This window comes from Amycolatopsis benzoatilytica AK 16/65, from assembly GCF_000383915.1.
Taxonomy (GTDB): Bacteria; Actinomycetota; Actinomycetes; order Mycobacteriales; family Pseudonocardiaceae; genus Amycolatopsis; species Amycolatopsis benzoatilytica.
On record NZ_KB912942.1, the window covers coordinates 3,874,568 to 3,891,996 of the forward strand.

General features: G+C 71.2%; 18 protein-coding genes. 12 read left to right on the forward strand and 6 right to left on the reverse strand.

Annotated elements, in window-relative coordinates:
- Positions 1–15 precede the first annotated feature (15 nt).
- Entirely contained in the window at positions 16–945 is a 930-nt protein-coding gene (locus AMYBE_RS0117645; RefSeq protein ID WP_027927759.1) for a ferritin-like domain-containing protein, read from the forward strand.
- 96 nt (positions 946–1,041) lie between these two features.
- Here the strand turns inward: AMYBE_RS0117645 and AMYBE_RS0117650 are convergent, their stop codons facing one another.
- The 5 genes from AMYBE_RS0117650 to AMYBE_RS0117670 all read right to left on the reverse strand — a co-directional run bounded on the left by AMYBE_RS0117650 (position 1,042) and on the right by AMYBE_RS0117670 (position 5,783).
- Positions 1,042–1,707, reverse strand: a complete 666-nt coding sequence (locus AMYBE_RS0117650) for a hypothetical protein (protein ID WP_020660718.1) — start codon at positions 1,705–1,707, stop codon at positions 1,042–1,044.
- 32 nt (positions 1,708–1,739) lie between these two features.
- Positions 1,740–2,750, reverse strand: a complete 1,011-nt coding sequence (locus AMYBE_RS0117655; RefSeq protein ID WP_020660719.1) for an aminotransferase class V-fold PLP-dependent enzyme — start codon at positions 2,748–2,750, stop codon at positions 1,740–1,742.
- Between the two features lie 171 nt (positions 2,751–2,921).
- On the reverse strand, positions 2,922–3,686 hold the full coding sequence (locus AMYBE_RS0117660; RefSeq protein ID WP_020660720.1) for an isocitrate lyase/PEP mutase family protein: 765 nt from the start codon (positions 3,684–3,686) through the stop codon (positions 2,922–2,924).
- Positions 3,687–3,765: 79 nt separating this feature from the next.
- A complete protein-coding gene (locus AMYBE_RS0117665) occupies positions 3,766–4,344 on the reverse strand; it encodes a GPP34 family phosphoprotein (protein ID WP_020660721.1) in 579 nt (192 codons plus the stop codon).
- The gene (locus AMYBE_RS0117670) at positions 4,341–5,783 is read right to left on the reverse strand and encodes an ArnT family glycosyltransferase (protein WP_020660722.1); all 1,443 of its coding nucleotides are present in this window, start codon (positions 5,781–5,783) and stop codon (positions 4,341–4,343) included. Before AMYBE_RS0117670 ends, AMYBE_RS0117665 begins: the two co-directional genes overlap by 4 nt.
- 167 nt (positions 5,784–5,950) lie before the next feature.
- Here AMYBE_RS0117670 and AMYBE_RS0117675 point away from each other — a divergent pair, with 167 nt between their 5' ends.
- On the forward strand, positions 5,951–7,162 hold the full coding sequence (locus AMYBE_RS0117675; RefSeq protein WP_020660723.1) for a sensor histidine kinase: 1,212 nt from the start codon (positions 5,951–5,953) through the stop codon (positions 7,160–7,162).
- Positions 7,159–7,809, forward strand: a complete 651-nt coding sequence (locus AMYBE_RS0117680; protein WP_020660724.1) for a response regulator transcription factor — start codon at positions 7,159–7,161, stop codon at positions 7,807–7,809. Before AMYBE_RS0117675 ends, AMYBE_RS0117680 begins: the two co-directional genes overlap by 4 nt.
- Here the strand turns inward: AMYBE_RS0117680 and AMYBE_RS0117685 are convergent, their stop codons facing one another.
- Positions 7,810–8,487: an IclR family transcriptional regulator gene (locus AMYBE_RS0117685; protein WP_020660725.1), complete on the reverse strand. Its 678-nt coding sequence runs from the start codon at positions 8,485–8,487 to the stop codon at positions 7,810–7,812. It lies immediately after the preceding gene.
- Between the two features lie 120 nt (positions 8,488–8,607).
- On the opposite strand from AMYBE_RS0117685, the gene AMYBE_RS0117690 reads away from it, so the two are divergent.
- The 9 genes from AMYBE_RS0117690 (at position 8,608) to fahA (ending at position 17,406) form a co-directional block, all read left to right on the forward strand.
- A complete protein-coding gene (locus AMYBE_RS0117690) occupies positions 8,608–9,027 on the forward strand; it encodes a nuclear transport factor 2 family protein (RefSeq protein WP_020660726.1) in 420 nt (139 codons plus the stop codon).
- A gap of 24 nt (positions 9,028–9,051) precedes the next feature.
- Positions 9,052–9,885 carry an SDR family NAD(P)-dependent oxidoreductase gene (locus AMYBE_RS0117695; RefSeq protein WP_020660727.1) on the forward strand — a complete coding sequence of 278 codons (834 nt, stop codon included), beginning with the start codon at positions 9,052–9,054 and terminating at the stop codon, positions 9,883–9,885.
- Positions 9,878–10,672: an SDR family NAD(P)-dependent oxidoreductase gene (locus AMYBE_RS0117700; RefSeq protein ID WP_020660728.1), complete on the forward strand. Its 795-nt coding sequence runs from the start codon at positions 9,878–9,880 to the stop codon at positions 10,670–10,672. The genes AMYBE_RS0117695 and AMYBE_RS0117700 overlap by 8 nt, the downstream gene beginning before the upstream one ends.
- On the forward strand, positions 10,669–12,075 hold the full coding sequence (locus tag AMYBE_RS0117705; RefSeq protein WP_020660729.1) for an FAD-dependent oxidoreductase: 1,407 nt from the start codon (positions 10,669–10,671) through the stop codon (positions 12,073–12,075). The genes AMYBE_RS0117700 and AMYBE_RS0117705 overlap by 4 nt, the downstream gene beginning before the upstream one ends.
- Before the next feature lie 37 nt (positions 12,076–12,112).
- Positions 12,113–13,450, forward strand: coding sequence for an MFS transporter (locus AMYBE_RS0117710; protein ID WP_020660730.1), 1,338 nt, complete (start codon positions 12,113–12,115; stop codon positions 13,448–13,450).
- A 42-nt stretch (positions 13,451–13,492) separates the two neighbouring features.
- A complete protein-coding gene (locus AMYBE_RS0117715) occupies positions 13,493–14,032 on the forward strand; it encodes a MarR family winged helix-turn-helix transcriptional regulator (RefSeq protein ID WP_020660731.1) in 540 nt (179 codons plus the stop codon).
- A gap of 184 nt (positions 14,033–14,216) precedes the next feature.
- Positions 14,217–15,416: a homogentisate 1,2-dioxygenase gene (locus tag AMYBE_RS0117720; RefSeq protein ID WP_020660732.1), complete on the forward strand. Its 1,200-nt coding sequence runs from the start codon at positions 14,217–14,219 to the stop codon at positions 15,414–15,416.
- Positions 15,383–16,240 (forward strand): hypothetical protein, encoded by an 858-nt coding sequence (locus tag AMYBE_RS0117725; protein WP_020660733.1) that lies wholly within the window; start codon positions 15,383–15,385, stop codon positions 16,238–16,240. Before AMYBE_RS0117720 ends, AMYBE_RS0117725 begins: the two co-directional genes overlap by 34 nt.
- A complete protein-coding gene (gene fahA / locus AMYBE_RS0117730; RefSeq protein WP_020660734.1) occupies positions 16,237–17,406 on the forward strand; it encodes a fumarylacetoacetase in 1,170 nt (389 codons plus the stop codon). Before AMYBE_RS0117725 ends, fahA begins: the two co-directional genes overlap by 4 nt.
- The last annotated feature ends 23 nt before the right edge of the window (positions 17,407–17,429 follow it).

A 17,429-nucleotide genomic window follows, 5' to 3' on the forward strand; every position in this document is an offset into this window, starting at 1 on the left:
GCAGGATGGGCCGACGTGACCGCAAGACCGACGAACCTCTCCCGGCGCGCCGTGCTGCGCCTGGGCGCATTGGGCGGCGCTGTCGCCGCGGCCCTGCCGCTGGCCGCTTGCTCCGGTGCCAAGGACGACTCCCCCGATCCGCTGGCCGCGCTGCTGGCGATGGCGGAGGCGGACGCCGCCGCGGCCCGGAAGCTGGCCGCTGACGGCCCGGCCGGCCAGGTAGCCGACGCCCGGGCGGCGCAAGCCGCCGCGCTGAAGGCCGAAGTGGACCGGCTGAACCGGCCGAAGAAGGACACCGCGCCGGCTCCCGGGCCGACGTCGCTCGGCGGGTTCAAGGACCGGCTCGCTGCCGCCCGGCAGCAGGCCGAGAGCCTGGTGCCCACGCTGCCCGCGTACCGCGCCGGGCTGGTCGCGGCGGTGGCCGCCGGCTGTGCCGGACTGCAGCGGGTCTCGCCTGAGCTCGGCCCGGGCGCGGACGCGAAAGCGGTGTCCGCGCTGCCGGGCTCGGCGGCGAAGGACGCAGTCGACTCTCTGCAGAAGGCGCTGGCCGCCGAACACGCCTCGCTGTGGGTCTACGGCTTGGTGACGGCGTTCCTTCCGGGTGATTTCGGCGAGGCGCTGAAGGCCGGACGTGCCGAGCACACCGCGCGGCGGGACGCGCTGACGCAGATGATCAGCGCGGCTTCGGCTACTCCAGTGGCACCGGAAGCCGCGTACGTGCCGCCGAAGCCGGTCACCGACACGGCCTCGGCCGCTGCGCTGGTCGCCAGCGCCGAAGCGGACACCTCGGCCGCGTGGCAGGCCGTGGTGACGCACACCGACGACGCCGGGCTGCGCGGGATGGCGCTGCAAGCGTTGATCGCCGCGGCGCGGCGGGGGACTCCGTGGCGGCAGGAAGCCGGGGCAAAGCCCACCGCGGTCGCGTTGCCGGGTCAGCCGGCTTGACCGGCCGCCCGCACGCTCCGCGTCAGGTCCGTGAAGGGCCCCTTGAGGGAATCCAAGTTCCGCAAGGGGCCCTTCACGGACTGGTCGCGAATCGGGTCAGCGGAGCTTCGCGGAGAGTTTCAGCGCGTTCTTCGCGATGCGGTTGAGCAGCGGCTTGTCGTGATGGCCGTAGTAGAAGTCGGTCAGCACGATCGTCACCTCGCCGCCATTGGCCTGCGATTCGTACTCGGCCTGGTCGCCGCTCAGCTTCGGCGCGTCGGCGTCGTGGAACGTGCCGTCGCGGACGAGGTCGCTCACGTTGCCAGTGCCGTCACGGTCGGTGAGGTCCTTGAGCGCGGTGGCCTTCGCCGCGTCCGGCATGGTGACCAGCACGACCGACACGAGCGCCTTCGCGTCCCCGGACTGCACCGTGTACAGCGCGCGGGCCAGCGATTTGCACGGGTTGCCCTGGAAGTAGTTCTTCGCGCCCGAGTAGGCGTTGGCGGCGCAGTCGGTGGCCTTGACCGGGCCTTCGACCAGCTTGTAGTCGAACGCGGGCTGGGTCGTCGCGGGCGGCTCCTCGGCGACCGGCTGCGCCGGCGTGCTGTCGTGCCGGATCAGGTACCAGACGAGCCCGGCCACGACGGCGATCGCCACGAGCCCGGCGCCGCGCAGCAGCAGGGCGCGGTTGCGCGGCGGACCGGACGGCGGACCCGGGTGCGCGGGCACCGCCGGGATCGGGGCCGTGTCCGAGGGACCGGGGGTGAAGTGCGGATGGGACACGGGCCCACCGTAGTTCACCGCTGTCCCGGCGCTCAGCCCAATGCGCTCAGAACGCGTTCTACGTCGTCAGGACCGTTGTAGAGATGGAAGCCGACGCGCACCCGCCCGTTGCGCACCCCGGCGACGACCCCGGCGGCCTCGACCTGGGCCGGATCGGCTTCCAGCGCGACGATCGCGCTGTTCTGCGGAGCCAGTCCGGCAGCGGCGCGCAGGGAATCGGCGAGCCCGGCGTTGTGTTCGCGGACCGCGGCGAGGTCCAGTGACGTGACGTAGTCGAGCGCTTCCGCGGCGCCGAGATGCGCCAGCCAGACCGGCGAAAGATCGAAGGCGCGGGCGTCTTTCGCCAGCCGCAGTGGCATTCCGTACACCGTGGACCACGGATCGTCGCCTGCGTACCAGTTCGCGGCGACCGGGCGGGTGCGTTCGCGAGCACGCGGGTGCACGGCGAGCCAGGCGCAGCCGCGCGGAGAGAACAGCCATTTGTAGCCGCCGCAGACGACCCAGTCCGCCCACGCGACGTCGAGCGGGAGCCAGCCGGCGGCTTGGGTGACGTCGATGAGCACCGGCACGCCCGCGGCTTCGGCGGCGGCGCGGAGGGCGGCGGTGTCGAGAATCGCGCCGTCGGCGGATTGGACGAGGCTGACCGCGACGAGGTCGTGGCCTTCCACGTGGTCCGGCAGGTCGGCGAGCAGAACCTCGGTGACCGCGGCGCGCTGCGCGAACGGGAAGGTGACGCTGGTGAACTCGTTCTCGGCGGCCAGGACGCGAGCGTCAGCCGGGAGAGCCGCCGCCACGTTGGCGGCGAGCTGGGAAACGGAGGCGCCGATCGCCACCTCGCCGGGCTGGACTCCGGCGAGACGGGCGAACCCGGCTCGGGAACGGGAGACGGCTTCGTCGAAGCTGGCAGGAGTGTCTTGCCCGGTGCGCCAGCGCTCGACGGCGGCAGCTACCGCATCGGCGACCGGAGCGGGCGGGATGCCGATGCTGGGGGTGTTGAGGTAACCGGCGGGGACGGCGAAATCGGTGCTTCCTCCGAAGATCATGCGCTCACCGTACGAGAAAACGGCCGGGGCAGGGCGCCGGTCACGGACCGCGGCCGTCCCGGAGGTCCGTGAAGGGAACATCGAGGGACTCTGATTCCCTCGATGTTCCCTTCACGGACTGCTCGCCCGGCCGCGCGGGACGAGGTCGGGCCAGCGGTTCCCGGCACAGAGTCACTCCGGCAGCAGCGCAGTCACCTCGTCGTAAGACGGCGCCACCAGCGACTCCGTCCCCTCCCGAGCGGCGTCCACCGCCGCCAGCGCGGCCCCGAGCGCCGCCCGGTACGGTCCCGACCCCAGGCTCACCCGCGCCACCCCCGACTCCGCCAGCCCGGCCACCGTCACCTTCCCCGGCAGGTACAGCACATTCAACGGCGCCTCCACCGCGGTGACCAGCGCACTCACCTCCGCCGGATCGTGCACACCGGGCACGAACACCCCGTCGGCGCCGGCCGAGGCGTAGGCGCGGGCGCGGGCGACGGCCTCGTCCGCTCCGCCGGCACCGAGCCAATGCGTGTCGGTACGGGCATTCAGGAAGACGCCGGGGACTCGCCCCTTGACCGCCCGCAGCAGCCCGCACTGGACTTCGACCGGAGCCAGCGCATCGGCTCGGCCGTCCTCCAGATTCACCCCGACCGCTCCTGCCTCCGCCAGCTCCGCGACCAGATCAGCCACCGCGGCCGGGTCGGCGCTGAACCCGTCGGCGATGTCCACCGTCACCAAGATGTCCAGCGACGACAGCGTTTTCGCCAACGCAACTGTCGCCGCCCGGGAAGACGGCGCACCGTCGGGCAGTCCGGCGGCGGCCGAGACCCCCAGACTGGTGGTCCCGACCGCTGGGCAACCCGCAGCGGCGAGCGCGGCGGCGAAACCGAACTCCCAGACATTCGGCAGCAACAGCGGACGACCAGGCACGTGCAAAGCAGCGAATGAGGTCATGCCAGCAGGCTACGGCGACGACGGTTCGGCGACCGCCGAAGCGTTGGCCAGCCCCCTCGGCTGGCCAACGCTTCGCCGATCAGGAAGAGAACGCGGCACGCCGGCCGCTCACCGCTTTGCGCAAGGCAGGAAGCACCGGCCCGGCAACACTTTCCAGCTCAGCGAGCCGGGAAGAATGCCTCGGCCGGACTATGCCGACCGCGGCGGCCAGAGCCGCGAGTGCAGCGGCCGAGGAGTCCACTTCGGACAGCGGGGCGGCCAGCGCGTGCTCGCAGCGCACGTGCGCTTCCCGCACCAGGGAACGAGTGGGCACCAGGATTGTCCGGCGCAGGACGGCGCTGCTGCTTTCGACCAGCATTCCCGCGGCGGAGAGTTGCGTTTCCAGCGCCTGCAACGTGTCATTCCGGCCGTGGCGCAGGAGCGCGCGCCAGGTGTCCGGTCGCAAGCCGGACAGCAGGTCGTCCAGTACCAGGTCGCCGGTGGCGGCGGCGGGAGTGCGTTCGGCATGCCCGCGCTGGTCGCGCAGGTTGCCGCGCAGGAGCAGATCGGCGAGCGCGGCAGCGCGGACCAGGAGGGCCGCTCGCCCGCGGCGGGCAAGCGGCCCGCCGTCCGGGTCGCAGGCGAGGAAATACGCCTGCGCGGGAAGGGAATTGCTCATTGTTTCTTCACCTCTGGCCAGATCGTTTCCCAGGATTTCTCGCGCCCGGTGTACAACCACATCAGCCCGGGCACGACTTCGGTCACAGAAGAGAAGTACGGCCGCAGCAGCGCCGGGTCGAAGCCCACGAAGAGGACGTTTTCCGCACTGTCCGGCGGACGGCCGAAATACCAGTAGCCTCGGTGTCCACTGTAGACATCGGTGATCCCGTACTTCGGCCCGTAATACTCCACGGCGGCGGCGAACGGGTAGATTTCCGCGTATACCGCGGTTTCCCGCCGCATCGGGGCGGGCAGCGACTGGTATGCCTGCCCGACGCCGTCCGCCGCTTGCTGTTGCGCCGTTTCTCCGGCGGCGAACACCGTGCCGAGCGGGAACGGCCCGAACGACGTCGCTTTCACCGACTCCGGCCACACCGGCAGTCCGGCCACGGTGACCGCGGCCGACAGCGCGAAGGCGATTCCCGCCGGGAACTTCCACCAGCGCGCCAGGTTCCGCCGGGAGAGCTCCGCGGCCGCCGCGGCGAACGGCAGCGAGTACAGGCTCATCAGGTAGTACGCCCGGCCATGCGTCGCCGCGATCACGGCAACCACCAGCAGCAACGCCACCGCGAGGTACCGGTACTGCCTGAGATCGGGCGATCGGAACAGCCGCCACGACCCGTACAGCAGCGCCAGGACGCCGACGGCGATCCCTGCGCCGAGCAGGCCGTCTCGGGCGAACGCCAGGTAGCCGGGGAATTCGGCGGCGACGACCTCGCTCATCTGTGCGTAGGCCCAGCCGTGGGCGGCTTGCCAGACCAGCGTCGGGACGGTGGCGGCGACAGCGATCAGCGCGCCCAGCCACAGTTTCGGCCGGGTCAGCAGACGACGGGGGCCGAGTACCAGTGCCGACAGCAGGACGGCGGCCCACAGTGCCGGAATCAGGAACTTGGTCTGCAGTGAAACGGCGGTGACCAGCCCGGCCCACAGCAGCAAGCCGTCGCGGCGGGTCCGGGTCCAGCGCACGAGCAGGAACACGACGAGCGTCCAGAAGAGCGGGTCCAGCGCGTAGGTGGCGACCCAGTGGCTGATGATCATCAGCCCGGAAGTCGCGTACGCCCCGGCCGCCATCACCTGCGCGCCGCGGCCGCCGCCCAGTTCGCGGGCAGTCAGCGCGGTCGCTACCGCCCCGGCGCCGGCCGCGAGCGCCATCGGCAGGCGCAGGGCCGCCAGCGAACCGGGGAACCACTGGTCGAGAGTCCCGGCCAGCAGCGGGACGAGCGGCGGCTGGTCGAAATACCCCCAGGCCGAGTGATCTCGACCAGCCACCAGGAAATAGAGCTCGTCGAACCCGTGCGCGTACCGGAAGCTCGTCGCGACCAGCAAGGCGACGGCGCCAGCCGCGACGGCCAGCACCGGCAGCCGGGCGAACGGCGGCACTTCCTCGGTCTCTCGCATGCCGATCAGTGCACCGCCGCACGGGGATGCGGGGGAACCGGGATCGGTAGCCGTTTCGGGCGACGAAAGTGGATCAGCGCGGCGGCGGCCACAACTTTCGGCGGTACTCGCCGTCCGGGAGGTGCGGATCCGGCGCGGACGGCCGGACAAGCGGATACCGTGATCCGGTGACCCGAACCCGCCACGCCTGGCCGCAGCCGACCGACTGGCTGTGGCTCGGCGGCGCGACGCTCGTGTTCGTCTGCCTCGACGTCGGGCTCTTCGCCGCCGCCGGGCCGACCACCGGGTTCCTCGGGCCGTACGCGATGCTCGTGCTGTCCTTGGTCTGCGACGTGTCGCTGCTGTTGCTGTGGCGATTCCCGAACGGGGTGCCCAGCCTGCTCGTCGCAGCCGCGCTGGCGATGCTCGCGTCCGACCTGTTCTCCCCCGGACTGCTCGTCCCGATCGACCAGCCGACCCTGATGACCGTCCCGACGGTCACCCCGATCGTGCTCGCCCAACTCGTCTGCCGGGTCGACCGGCGGCGGCTGCTGTGGTTCGCCGGGATACTGGCGCTGCTCGCGACGCGGCCGTGGAACCCGGCCTGGAACACGACGCCGTTCGGGCTGTTGAGCACCGCGCTGCCCGTGGCGGTCTCGCTGTACCTCGAAGCGCGGCGGCAGCTGCTCACCTCGTTGCGTGACCGGGCCGAGCGCGCCGAACGCGAACAGCATCTGCTCGCCGAGCAGGCTCGGGCCGCGGAACGGCGGCGGCTGGCCAGCGAGATGCACGACGTGGTCACGCACCGGCTCAGCCTGATGGTGCTGCACGCGGGCGCGCTGGGCGTGACGTCGGCGGACCCGGGGGTGAAAACCGCGGCCGAGGACATCCGGCGGGAAGGCGCTCAGGCGCTGGACGAGCTGCGCGACCTGGTCGGCGTGCTGCGCAACGGCGCGGGGATCGAACCGCCCGTGGCGGACCCGCCGCTGCCGGGAGATGTCGCGGACCTGGTCGCCGAGTCGGTCGCGGTCGGCATCGCGACCGAGCTTTCCGTTGCCGGGGAACGAGATTCGGTTTCGCCGACGGTAGCGCGCACCGCCTACCGGGTGGTTCAGGAGGCGCTCACGAACATCCGCAAGCACGCGCCGGGCTGCTCGGCGGCCGTCTCGCTGCGCTACCACTCGGGCGGGCTGGACGTGGCCGTCGCCAACACCCGCGCGACGCGGCCGCCGGACCCGGCGCTCGCGGGCAGCGGCTCCGGCGCGGGGCTCAGCGGGCTGCGCCAGCGGGTCGAGCTGGTCGGCGGGACTTTCGAGGCGGGCGCGGCGGTGGGCGGCGGATTCCGGGTCGGTGCCATACTGCCCGCCTACGTCCCGACCGCGGAAGGCGCCGCCCGGTGATCACCGTCGTAGTGGCCGACGACGAGCCGATGGTGTGCGCGCACCTGCGCACGATCCTCGGCTCGGCCGGCGACCTCGAAGTCGTCGCCCAGGCGCAGGACGGGGCCGAGGCGGTCGAGGCGGTGATCCGGCACCGGCCCGCGGTCGTGCTGATGGACCTGCGAATGCCCGGCGTCGACGGGCTGACCGCGATCGAGCGGATCTGCGCGCTGCCGGAGCCGCCTGCCGTCGTCGCGCTGACGACGTTCGACGCGGACGCCTACGTGATCCGCGCGCTGCGCGCCGGGGCGTCCGGATTCCTGGTGAAGTCGACGCCGCCGGAGGACTTGATCGGGCTGGTGCGCGTCGCCGCCGACGGGCATACCGTGCTCTCGCCGGCGGCCGCGCGCCGGTTGGTGGCGATGTCCGCGGACAGCCACCAGCGCGACGGCGAGGCGCGCAAGCGGATCTCCGGATTGACCGAGCGCGAGCGAGAAGTGTTGTCGTGCCTGGGCGAAGGACTGTCCAATGCGGACATCGCGGGACGGCTGCACCTGGCCGAGGCGACGGTGAAGAGCTACGTGTCGCGGATGCTGGTCAAGCTGGACTGCACCAACCGCACCCAGGCCGGGCTGCTGGCGCACGAGGCGGGGCTGGTCGGCCGCTGATCAGCGCAGCAGCGACCCCAGCCGCTGCGCGGCCGCGACCACCAGCCGGCCCAGTTCTTCCAGGTCCGGAGTCTCGAACAGGGACAGCCCGATGCTCGTGCCCGGCTGGTCGCGGCTGGTCGGCACCATCGCGGAGATGCCGGTGATGCCGGGCGCGATCTCGCCGACCGACACCGCGTAGCCGCGGCTGCGGGCGCGGGCGATCTCCTCGCGTTCGCCCTCCACCGGCGGCTCCGCGGCGAGCAGCGCGAGCCCGGCCGAACCGCGGCCGATCGGGTCCAGCTGGCCGCTGCGGAACGACACGTGCATCCGCGCCTGCCGCGGTTCCACGATCATCAGCATCCGCACCTGCTCGGCGTTTTCGCGGACCACCAGGTGCGCCGAGGCGCGGCCGGCGTCGGACAGCTCCTCCAGCACCGGACGGGCCAGCGTGCGCAGGTCCTGCTCCACCGGCTCGGCCAGCCGGACCAGGCCGGTGCCGAGCGAGATCCGCTTGAACCGGTCGCGCCGGCACAGGTGGTGCTCCTCCAGCGTGCGGACCAGCCGGTGCGCGACCGTCCGGTGCACGCCGATGCCGTCGGCGATTTCCGTGACGGTGAGCCCTCGCGGGTGCACCACCAGCAGCTCCAGCACCTCAAGCCCGTGGTGCAGCGTCTTCGAGGTTCCGGTCTCGGACACACGACTCCCTTGACGACAGCTTTCCGGCGACTTACTGTTCCTACATATCGCACGGTGCGTGCGAATATAGCACGTTTGCCGCCCCAGGCAACTCCCCCGAGCGGATCGAGGTTTCCGGACATGGCCGAAGTCCCCGCCGAAACGGTGCTGGCGGTGCATCAGCTCTACGGACGCCAGAGTCACGCCATCGACTCCGGGCAGGCCAGGCGCTGGGCCGGCACCTTCACGCCGGACGGCGAGTTCGTCTCGCCCAGCTACCCGGAACCCGCCGTCGGCACCGAGGCGCTGACCGCGTTCGCCGAGCGGTTCCACACCGGCTGCGTCGCATCGGGTGAACGGCTCCGGCACGTGGTGTCCACAGTGGAAGTCCGAACCGGACCGTCAGCGGATGCCGTGCGGGCGCTGGCCTATCTGCAGCTCGTCGGGACGCCGGAAGGCGGAGCGGCGCGGCTGCACCGGATCACCGTGCTCGACGACGAGCTCGTGCGCACCGCGGACGGCTGGCGGGTGCGCCGCCGCACCGTGCACCGCGAGCCCTGAGAAAGAACAAGGAGAAACCGCCAGATGAGCACTCTCGAGCCCACCGGCCCCGGCCGGGTGCTGCACCAGCCCGCGACCGCGCGCTACCCGGAGATGCCGGGCAAGGTCGCCGTGGTCACCGGCGCGGCGCGCGGCATGGGCGCGCGGTTCGCCGCCGGCCTCGCCACCCGCGGCGTGCACGTGGTGGCCGGCGACCTCGACGCCGCTGCCATGACGACCACCGCGGACGACCTCACCGCCGCACTCGCCGCCGGGTCCGTCGAGGACAAGCCGGGCCGGATCGTCGCGTCCGCACTGGACGTCACCCGCGCCGAAGACCACGTCGAGCTCGCGCGGCGGGCGGTCGAGGAGTTCGGCCGGATCGACTTCTGGGTCAACAACGCCGGCATCTTCCCCTACGGCGAGATCCCGGACATCACGCCGGAACAGATTCGCGCGACACTCGCGGTGAACGTCGAGGGCGTCCTGTTCGGCGCGCAGGCCGCGGCCGCGCGAATGGAGCCCGGCAGCGCGATCGTCAACATGGCTTCGGTGTCCGCGGTACGCGTCCGCAAGGGCCGCGCGGCCTATTGCAGCTCGAAGGCGGCCGTCGCGCACCTGACCGAATCTCTCGCTGTCGAACTGGGCGACCAGGGCATCCGCGTCAACTCGATCGCGCCCGGTTTCATCGACACCGAGATGACGCGCTGGATCCAGGACGACGCTCCGGCGCTGGAGAAGGCACTGGACGCGGTGCCGCTGCACCGGATCGGCTCGCCGGAAGAGGTCTGCGGAGTGCTGCTCTTCCTGCTGTCGGACAGCGCGCGGTACGTCACCGGGCACTGCCTCGCGGTCGACGGCGGCTCACGGCATGTCTGACACCACCGAAACCGTGTGCTACCCGGACGTCGTGCTCGTGACGGGCGCGGCGAACGGGATGGGCGCGGAACACTCCCGAGCGCTCGGCGCACGCGGTGTACACGTCTGCGTCGCGGATTTCGCTGGCGCCGCGGACATCGCGGACGAGATCCGCGCGGCGGGCGGCTCGGCCACCGAGTACACAATGGACGTCGTCGAACCGGGCCAGTGGGCGCGGGTGATCGACCGGATCCGGGCCGAGCACGGCAGTCTCGGCGGCCTGGTGAACAACGCCGGGATCTCGCGCCGGCTGGAATTCCAGGACACCACCGCCGAAGTCTGGGACCGGGTGCTGGCGGTGAACCTGTCCGGGCCGTTCCACGGGATGCGCGCGGCCGCGCCGCTGATGCGCGACTCCGGCGGCGGGTCGATCGTGAACATTTCCTCGATTTCCGGTCAGATCGGCTACTTCTCCCCCGCCTACTCGGCGAGCAAGTGGGGCCTGACCGGACTGTCCAAATCGGCCGCGGGCAACTTCGCGAAGTGGCGGATCCGGGTCAACTCGGTCCACCCGGGGCTGGTCGGCACCGGGCTGCTGGCCGGCGCGGACGCGTTCGTCAAGTCCGCTGTGGACAGTGTGCCGGCCGGGCGGATGGCGGATCCGGCGGAAATCACCGACACGGTGCTGTTCCTGCTGTCGGACCGTTCCAGCTATCTGACCGGAAGCGAGGTCACCGTGGACGGCGGCCTCGTCTCGAACGGTCTCTACCATCGCATCCTCGCCGAAGCCGGAGGTGATCTGGGATGAGCGTCGACACCGACGTCGTGGTGGTCGGCGGCGGCGGCGCGGGACTCGCCGCCGCGGTGTCCGCCGCGGAGCACGGTGCGTCCGTGCTGTTGTTCGAAGCGGAAACGGAACTCGGCGGGTCCACTCAGCTGTCCGCCGGCATGCTGACCGCGGCAGGCACCAGCGTCCAGCGCGAACTCGGCATCGAGGACACGCCGGAACGCTTCCTCCAGCACTATCTCGACCTGAACCAGTGGCAGCTGAAACCCGGCCTGCTGCGGACGTTCTGCCGCGAAGCCGGTCCCGCCGTGGAATGGCTGATCGGCCTCGGCGCGGAGATCCCGGCGAAGGTTTCGCACGACGCGCACACTCCGGGACTGACCCGCGCGGGCGTCGAGGACGTCTGGCGCGGCCACGTGCCGAAGGACCAGGGCTACGGCCTCGTCCAGGTGCTCGACCGCGCCCGCCGCCGGGCTGGTGCCGAGGCGGTACTGAACACCCGGGTCGAGCGGCTGCTGGTGGCCGACGGCCGGGTGGCCGGCGTCGTCGCTGACGGCGTCGAGGTCCGGGCGAACGCGGTGATCGTCACCACCGGCGGGTTCGCGCAGGATCCCGTGCTGCGCACGCGGTACTACCCGGACGCGGACGCGGCCGGGGACGACCTGTTCGTCGTCGCCGCGCCCGGCTCCCGGGGCGATCACTTCGCGTTCGGCGAGCAGGTCTCCGCTTCGATCACCGGCCAGGGCTGGGGACTGCTGCTGCCGACCGCGTATTTCCAGCGGCTGCACCACTGGCAGTCCGGCTTCCCGCCCCGCTCCCGGGTCTTGGTGAACTCGCGCGGGCGCCGGTTCATGGACGAAGACGCGTCGTATGCGGTGTCCAGCGGCATCATGGCGGCGCAGGACGGTCCGGTGTGGATGGTCTTCGACGAGCGCGCTCGCCGCGATCTGCCGCCCGGTTACGCACACTGGAACGCGGGGCACGTCGAGTCCGAAGCAGAGGCCGGGCGCACCTTGCGAGCCGGCACCCTGGAAGAACTCGCCGGCAAGATGGGCGTTCCCGCGGACGCCTTGCGGTCCACCGTGGACCGCTGGAACTCAATGCTGCCCCATGGCGAGGACCCGGATTTCCTGCGGCACGAAACGCTGGCCGCCAAGGGCGCGACCGAACCGCCGGCCGAAATCGCGACCGGGCCGTACTACGCCGCCCGCACCCTGCCCGCCGAACTGGTGTGCACGCACGCCGGGCTGGAAATCGACTCCGCCGCGGCGGTGCTCGACCTCCGCGGCGACCGGGTTCCCGGCCTGTACGCCGCGGGCGAAGCCGGGGCCGGCGTCCTCGGTTTCCGTTACGTCGGCGGCGGCAACGCGGTCGCCAACGCCGTGACGATGGGCCGCATCGCCGGCCGCTCCGCCGCTGCCTGACCCCCCAGATTCACTGCTCACCGTCGAGGAGAATCCCATGTCCGTCCCCGCCGCCCCGCCGGACTCACCGCTGGCCAGACGAACCGTCCGCAAGGTCGGCCTGCGCGTCATGCCGATCGTGCTGCTGCTGTACGTCTTCAACTACATGGACCGGGCGAACATCGGCTACGCCCAGCTCGGCATGGCCAAGGAACTCACCATCACCGCCGCGACGTTCGGCGGCGCGTCGGCGATCTTCTTCCTCGCCTACGTGGTGTTCGAGGTCCCCAGCAACATGATCATGAAGAAGGTCGGGGCCCGGCTGTGGCTCAGCCGGATCGCGGTCAGCTGGGGCATCGTGACGGTGCTGACCGGGTTCGTCGCCAGCATCACGCACCTGATGATCGCGCGGATCCTGCTCGGCGTCGCCGAGGCCGGCCTGTTCCCCGGGCTGCTGCTGTACTTGACCTACTGGTTCCGCGGCAAGGAGCGCGGCCGGGCCATCGCCACGCTCGCGCTGGCGCAGCCGGTGGCGCTGATCCTGGGCAGCCTGTTCGGCGGATGGATCCTGGACAACATCCACTGGTTCGGGATGAGCAGCTGGCAGTGGGTGTTCGTCCTGCAGGGCGCGCCCGCGGTGCTGATCGGCCTGCTGACCTTCTTCTGGCTGCCGAACAAGCCGGCCGACGCGAAGTTCCTCACCGAGGAAGAGCGCACCTGGCTGCAGACCGAGATCGACCGCGAGTACGTGCCGGAGGAGAAGGAGACCTTCCTCGGCCAGCTGCGCGCGGTCCGCGACGGCAAGGTTCTGCTGCTGGCGGTGTCCAACCTGTTCATCGCCTGCGGCCTGTACGGCTTGACGTTCTTCCTGCCGCTGATCGTGAAGCAGCTCGACCCGAAGTACTCCTCCACCAACATCGGCCTGCTCGGCGCGATCCCATACGTCGTCGGCGCGATCGGCATGCTGCTGATCGCCCGCAACTCCGATCGCACCGGCGAACGCAAGGGCCACGTGATCACCGCGGTGCTGGTGGCGGCGATCGGGTTCTTCGGCGCCATCCAGTTCAAGACGGTGCCGTCGCTGTCGCTGATCAGCCTGTCGCTGGCGGCGATCGGCGTGCTCGGCTACCTGGCGCCGTACTGGGCGATGGCCGCGCGGGTGCTGTCGAAGGAGCACACCGCGGTCGGCCTCGCCGCGATCAACTCGATCGCCGCGCTCGGCGGCTTCTTCGGGCCGTACGCGATCGGGCTGGCGGCGACCGAGAGCGACGTGACGGTCGGGTTGTACTTCCCGATCGGCTGCCTGGTGGTCGCCGCGGCGATGCTGACGTTCCTCAAGGTGCCTCGCGATGCCGGGGCCAAGCTCACCGAGGTGCCCAGGGTTCCGGCAAAGTAGTTTTCAGTTTGATTATCCCGGCGGCGCGGTTACAGTGCTGGCATGCAGGACTCCGCCGCGCCGCCGGACCCGGACACGCTCGACTTCTGGTCGTTCATCGCGCTGGCCAACCGCAGGCTCTCGGAGGAGTTCGGGTTCCGGCACCAGCTCGCGACCGAGGTGCTGCTGACGCTGAACCGGGCGTCGAACTTGGTGACCTACGACCTGGAATCCGCGGTGCACCGGCCCCGCGGGCGGTCGTGGTCGGCGTTTCGGGTGTTGTTCGTGGTGTGGCTGGCCGGCCCGCTGGAGCCGTCCGCCGCCGCCCGGCTGACCGGCATGAGCCGGGCCGCGGTCTCCAATCTGGCGAAGACACTGGTCGGCGAGGGGTTGCTGGCCCGAACGCCGGGCGAGACGGACGGCCGGTCGGTGCGGCTTTCGCTGACCGAAGCGGGGCAGGCCGAGATGCTCCAGGTGTTCCAGGCGCAGAACGAGCGCGAGGCGGGCTGGGTCGAGGTGCTGACCGAGGCCGAGCAGCGGGTGCTGGTCATGCTGCTGGACAAGCTGATCTCGGGAAGAGCCGGATTTGCCACCCGCCGCTGAGCGGCTCCCGCCCCGTCCGTGATGGGCCCCTTCAGGGAATCTGATTCCCTGAAGGGGCCCATCACGGACCGCCAGCCCGCGCCTCACCGGCAGGGGCGCGACCCCTTCCCTCAACCACAACACTCGACTACGCTGATCTCAAAGTAATACATACTTTTACTACTTCGCGCCGAGGAGGCAACCCATGGCCTACTACCGCAGCGCGGGCAGCATCCCGCCGAAGCGGCACACTCAGCACCGGACTCCCGAGGGCGGGCTCTACTCCGAGGAGCTGATGGGCGAAGAAGGCTTCTCGTCCGATTCGTCGCTGCTCTACCACCGCGGCATCCCGTCCGCGATCGTCGACGCGACTCCGTGGGAACTGCCGGACCAGACGCTCACCGAGAACCGTCCGCTCAAACCGTTGCACCTCAAGCTGCACACGCTCTTCGACGGCGAGGAGTGGAAGAGCAAGGACGTGGTCACCGGCCGCCGGCTGGTGCTCGGCAACGGAGACGTGCGAATCTCCTACGTCGCGGCCGGCGAGGCTTCTCCGCTCTACCGCAACGCCATCGGCGACGAGTGCGTGTACATCGAGTCCGGCGAGGCGGTGGTCGAGACGGTGTTCGGCGCGCTGCCGGCCCGCACCGGCGACTACGTCATCCTTCCCCGCGCCACCACGCACCGCTGGGTTCCGCAGGGACCAGAGCCGCTGCGGGCGTATGCGATCGAGGCGAACTCGCACATCGCACCGCCGAAGCGCTACCTCTCCCGCTACGGCCAGCTGCTGGAACACTCCCCCTACTGCGAGCGCGACTTGCACGGCCCGGCCGAGCCGCTGGTCGTCGAAGGCACGGACGTCGAGGTGCTGGTGAAGCACCGCGGCTCGCGCGGCGTCGTCGGCACCCGCTACGTGTACCCGACGCACCCGTTCGACGTGGTCGGCTGGGACGGCTGCCTCTACCCGTACACGTTCAACGTCTCCGATTTCGAGCCCATCACCGGCCGCGTGCACCAGCCGCCGCCGGTGCACCAGGTGTTCGAGGGCAACAACTTCGTCATCTGCAACTTCGTGCCGCGCAAGGTCGACTACCACCCGCTGTCCATCCCGGTGCCGTACTACCACTCCAATGTGGACTCGGACGAGGTGATGTTCTACTGCGGCGGCAACTACGAGGCGCGCAAGGGCTCCGGCATCGGCCAGGGCTCGATCAGCCTGCACCCGGGCGGACACAGCCACGGCCCGCAGCCGGGCGCTGTGGAACGCTCGATCGGCGCGGAGTTCTTCGACGAGCTGGCGGTCATGGTCGACACGTTCCGTCCGCTGGAGATCGGCGAGGGCGGCTACGCGAGCGAGGACCCGGGCTACGCGTGGACCTGGGCCGGGCGGGGGCCGCTGTCGTGACCGACGCGCTCACTCGCGGTCTGCTGGACGACGCGGCGGTGTTCCCGCCCGGCCTCGCGCCGTTGCCGGACGCCGTCGCCGCGCACGACAAGCACACCGCTTCGGCCTACGCCGCGATGGTCGGCCCGCTGGTGGTCTCGGCCGCCGGCCTGGCCGAGCTCTCGGAGGTCGTCGCCGGGCGGGAAACGCGGCTGTCGCTCACCGTGACGCTGCCCGGCGGCCCGGCCGGGATCGCCGACGTGCTCAACGCCGTCGACGGTCTGCCGGTCACCGTCGATTCGCTGGAAATCGCGGTGCCGCAAGGCATGCCGGTCGCCGAGTTCCTGTCCGCGGTGGACGGCTGCCCGGTCCCGGTCGCGGTGGAGATCCCGCGCGACGAACGCCGGATCCCGCTGCTGCAAGCGCTTGCCGGCACGCCGCACAAGGCGAAGTTCCGCACCGGCGGCACCTCCGCCGAGTACTACCCGGACGAGGCCGAGCTGGCCGCCGCGATCCGCGCGGCTGTCGAGGCGGGCGTGCCGTTCAAGGCGACCGCCGGGCTGCACCACGCGGTCCGCAACACCGACCCGGCGACCGGTTTCGAGCAGCACGGTTTCCTGAACCTGCTGCTCGCCGCCGAAGCGGCGGACCGCGCCGCCAGCACCGAAGAAGTCGTCGCCCTGCTTGCCGAACGGGACGGCGCGGTGGTCGCCGGCCGGATCCGCGACCTGGCCCCGGAGCGGTTGGCGGCGGCCCGCGCGCGGTTCACCTCGTTCGGCACCTGCAGCATCACCGACCCGCTCACCGAACTCACCGGCCTCGGCCTGATCGGAGACCCCGCATGACCGTGCTCGACATCCCCGCCGGCTCGCTGTTCGGCGTCGAAAACCTGCCGTACGGCGTGTTTTCGGCCGGCGAGGGCAGCCCGAGGGTGGGCGTGCGCGTCGGCGAGCACGTGCTGGACCTGTCGATCGCCCTCGGCGACGAGGTGTTCGCCCAGCCGAGCCTGAACGCGTTCATGGCGCAGGGCTACGACCGCTGGGTCGAAGTCCGCGCGCGGATCCAGGAACTGGTGACCGGCGAGGTGCCCGCCGAAGCGGTGCACGCGGTCGGCGACGTAACGCTGCACCTGCCGATCGAGGTCGCGGACTACGTCGACTTCTACGCGTCGGAGCACCACGCGTCGAACGTGGGCCGGCTGTTCCGTCCGGACGCGGAACCGTTGCTGCCCAACTGGAAGCACCTCCCGGTCGGCTACCACGGCCGCTCCGGCACGGTGTATGTGTCCGGCACCGACGTGATCCGCCCGAACGGCCAGCGCAAGGGCGAGGACGGCCCGGTGTTCGGCCCGAGCGCGCGCCTGGACATCGAAGCCGAACTGGGCTTCGTCGTCGGCGCCGGCACCGCGCCGAACACGCCGATCACGCCGGACGAGTTCCCGAAGCACGTCTTCGGCGCGGTGCTGCTCAACGACTGGTCCGCCCGCGACATCCAAGCCTGGGAGTACGTGCCGCTCGGCCCGAATCTGGGCAAGAGCTTCGCGACGTCGATCTCGGCGTGGGTGGTGCCGATCCTGGCACTGGCCGGGGCCCGGGTGCCGCTGCCCGGCCAGACCGCCCCGGTACCGCTGCCTTACCTGCGGGAATCGGAGCCGTGGGGGCTGGACGTCGACCTGGCGGTGGAGTGGAACGGCCAGCAGGTCGCCCGCCCGCCGTACCGCGAGATGTACTGGTCCCCCGCCCAGATGCTGGCCCACCTGACCGTCAACGGCGCCTCGGCCCGCACCGGCGACCTCTACGGCTCCGGCACGATCTCCGGCGCGGAACCCGCCCAGCGCGGCTCGTTCCTGGAACTCTGCTGGGGCGGCCGCGATCCGCTGACCGTGAACGGCGAACAGCGGACCTTCCTGCAGGACGGCGACGAGGTGGTCATCACTGGCTCGGCCACCGCGGCGAACGGCGCGAAAATCGGCTTCGGCGAGGTCCGGGGCCGGATCCTGCCCGCGAAGTAGGCGCCGCCGGGAAGGGGCTCTTC

Coding starts and splice junctions, on each gene's coding strand:
- AMYBE_RS0117655 (WP_020660719.1), bottom strand. CDS start 2,750: ATGATCTTCGGAGGAAGCACCGATTTCGCCGTCCCCGCCGGTTACCTC.
- AMYBE_RS0117660 (WP_020660720.1), bottom strand. CDS start 3,686: ATGACCTCATTCGCTGCTTTGCACGTGCCTGGTCGTCCGCTGTTGCTG.
- AMYBE_RS0117665 (WP_020660721.1), bottom strand. CDS start 4,344: ATGAGCAATTCCCTTCCCGCGCAGGCGTATTTCCTCGCCTGCGACCCG.
- AMYBE_RS0117670 (WP_020660722.1), bottom strand. CDS start 5,783: ATGCGAGAGACCGAGGAAGTGCCGCCGTTCGCCCGGCTGCCGGTGCTG.
- AMYBE_RS0117690 (WP_020660726.1), top strand. CDS start 8,608: ATGGCCGAAGTCCCCGCCGAAACGGTGCTGGCGGTGCATCAGCTCTAC.
- AMYBE_RS0117695 (WP_020660727.1), top strand. CDS start 9,052: ATGAGCACTCTCGAGCCCACCGGCCCCGGCCGGGTGCTGCACCAGCCC.
- AMYBE_RS0117700 (WP_020660728.1), top strand. CDS start 9,878: ATGTCTGACACCACCGAAACCGTGTGCTACCCGGACGTCGTGCTCGTG.
- AMYBE_RS0117705 (WP_020660729.1), top strand. CDS start 10,669: ATGAGCGTCGACACCGACGTCGTGGTGGTCGGCGGCGGCGGCGCGGGA.
- AMYBE_RS0117710 (WP_020660730.1), top strand. CDS start 12,113: ATGTCCGTCCCCGCCGCCCCGCCGGACTCACCGCTGGCCAGACGAACC.
- AMYBE_RS0117715 (WP_020660731.1), top strand. CDS start 13,493: ATGCAGGACTCCGCCGCGCCGCCGGACCCGGACACGCTCGACTTCTGG.
- AMYBE_RS0117720 (WP_020660732.1), top strand. CDS start 14,217: ATGGCCTACTACCGCAGCGCGGGCAGCATCCCGCCGAAGCGGCACACT.
- fahA (WP_020660734.1), top strand. CDS start 16,237: ATGACCGTGCTCGACATCCCCGCCGGCTCGCTGTTCGGCGTCGAAAAC.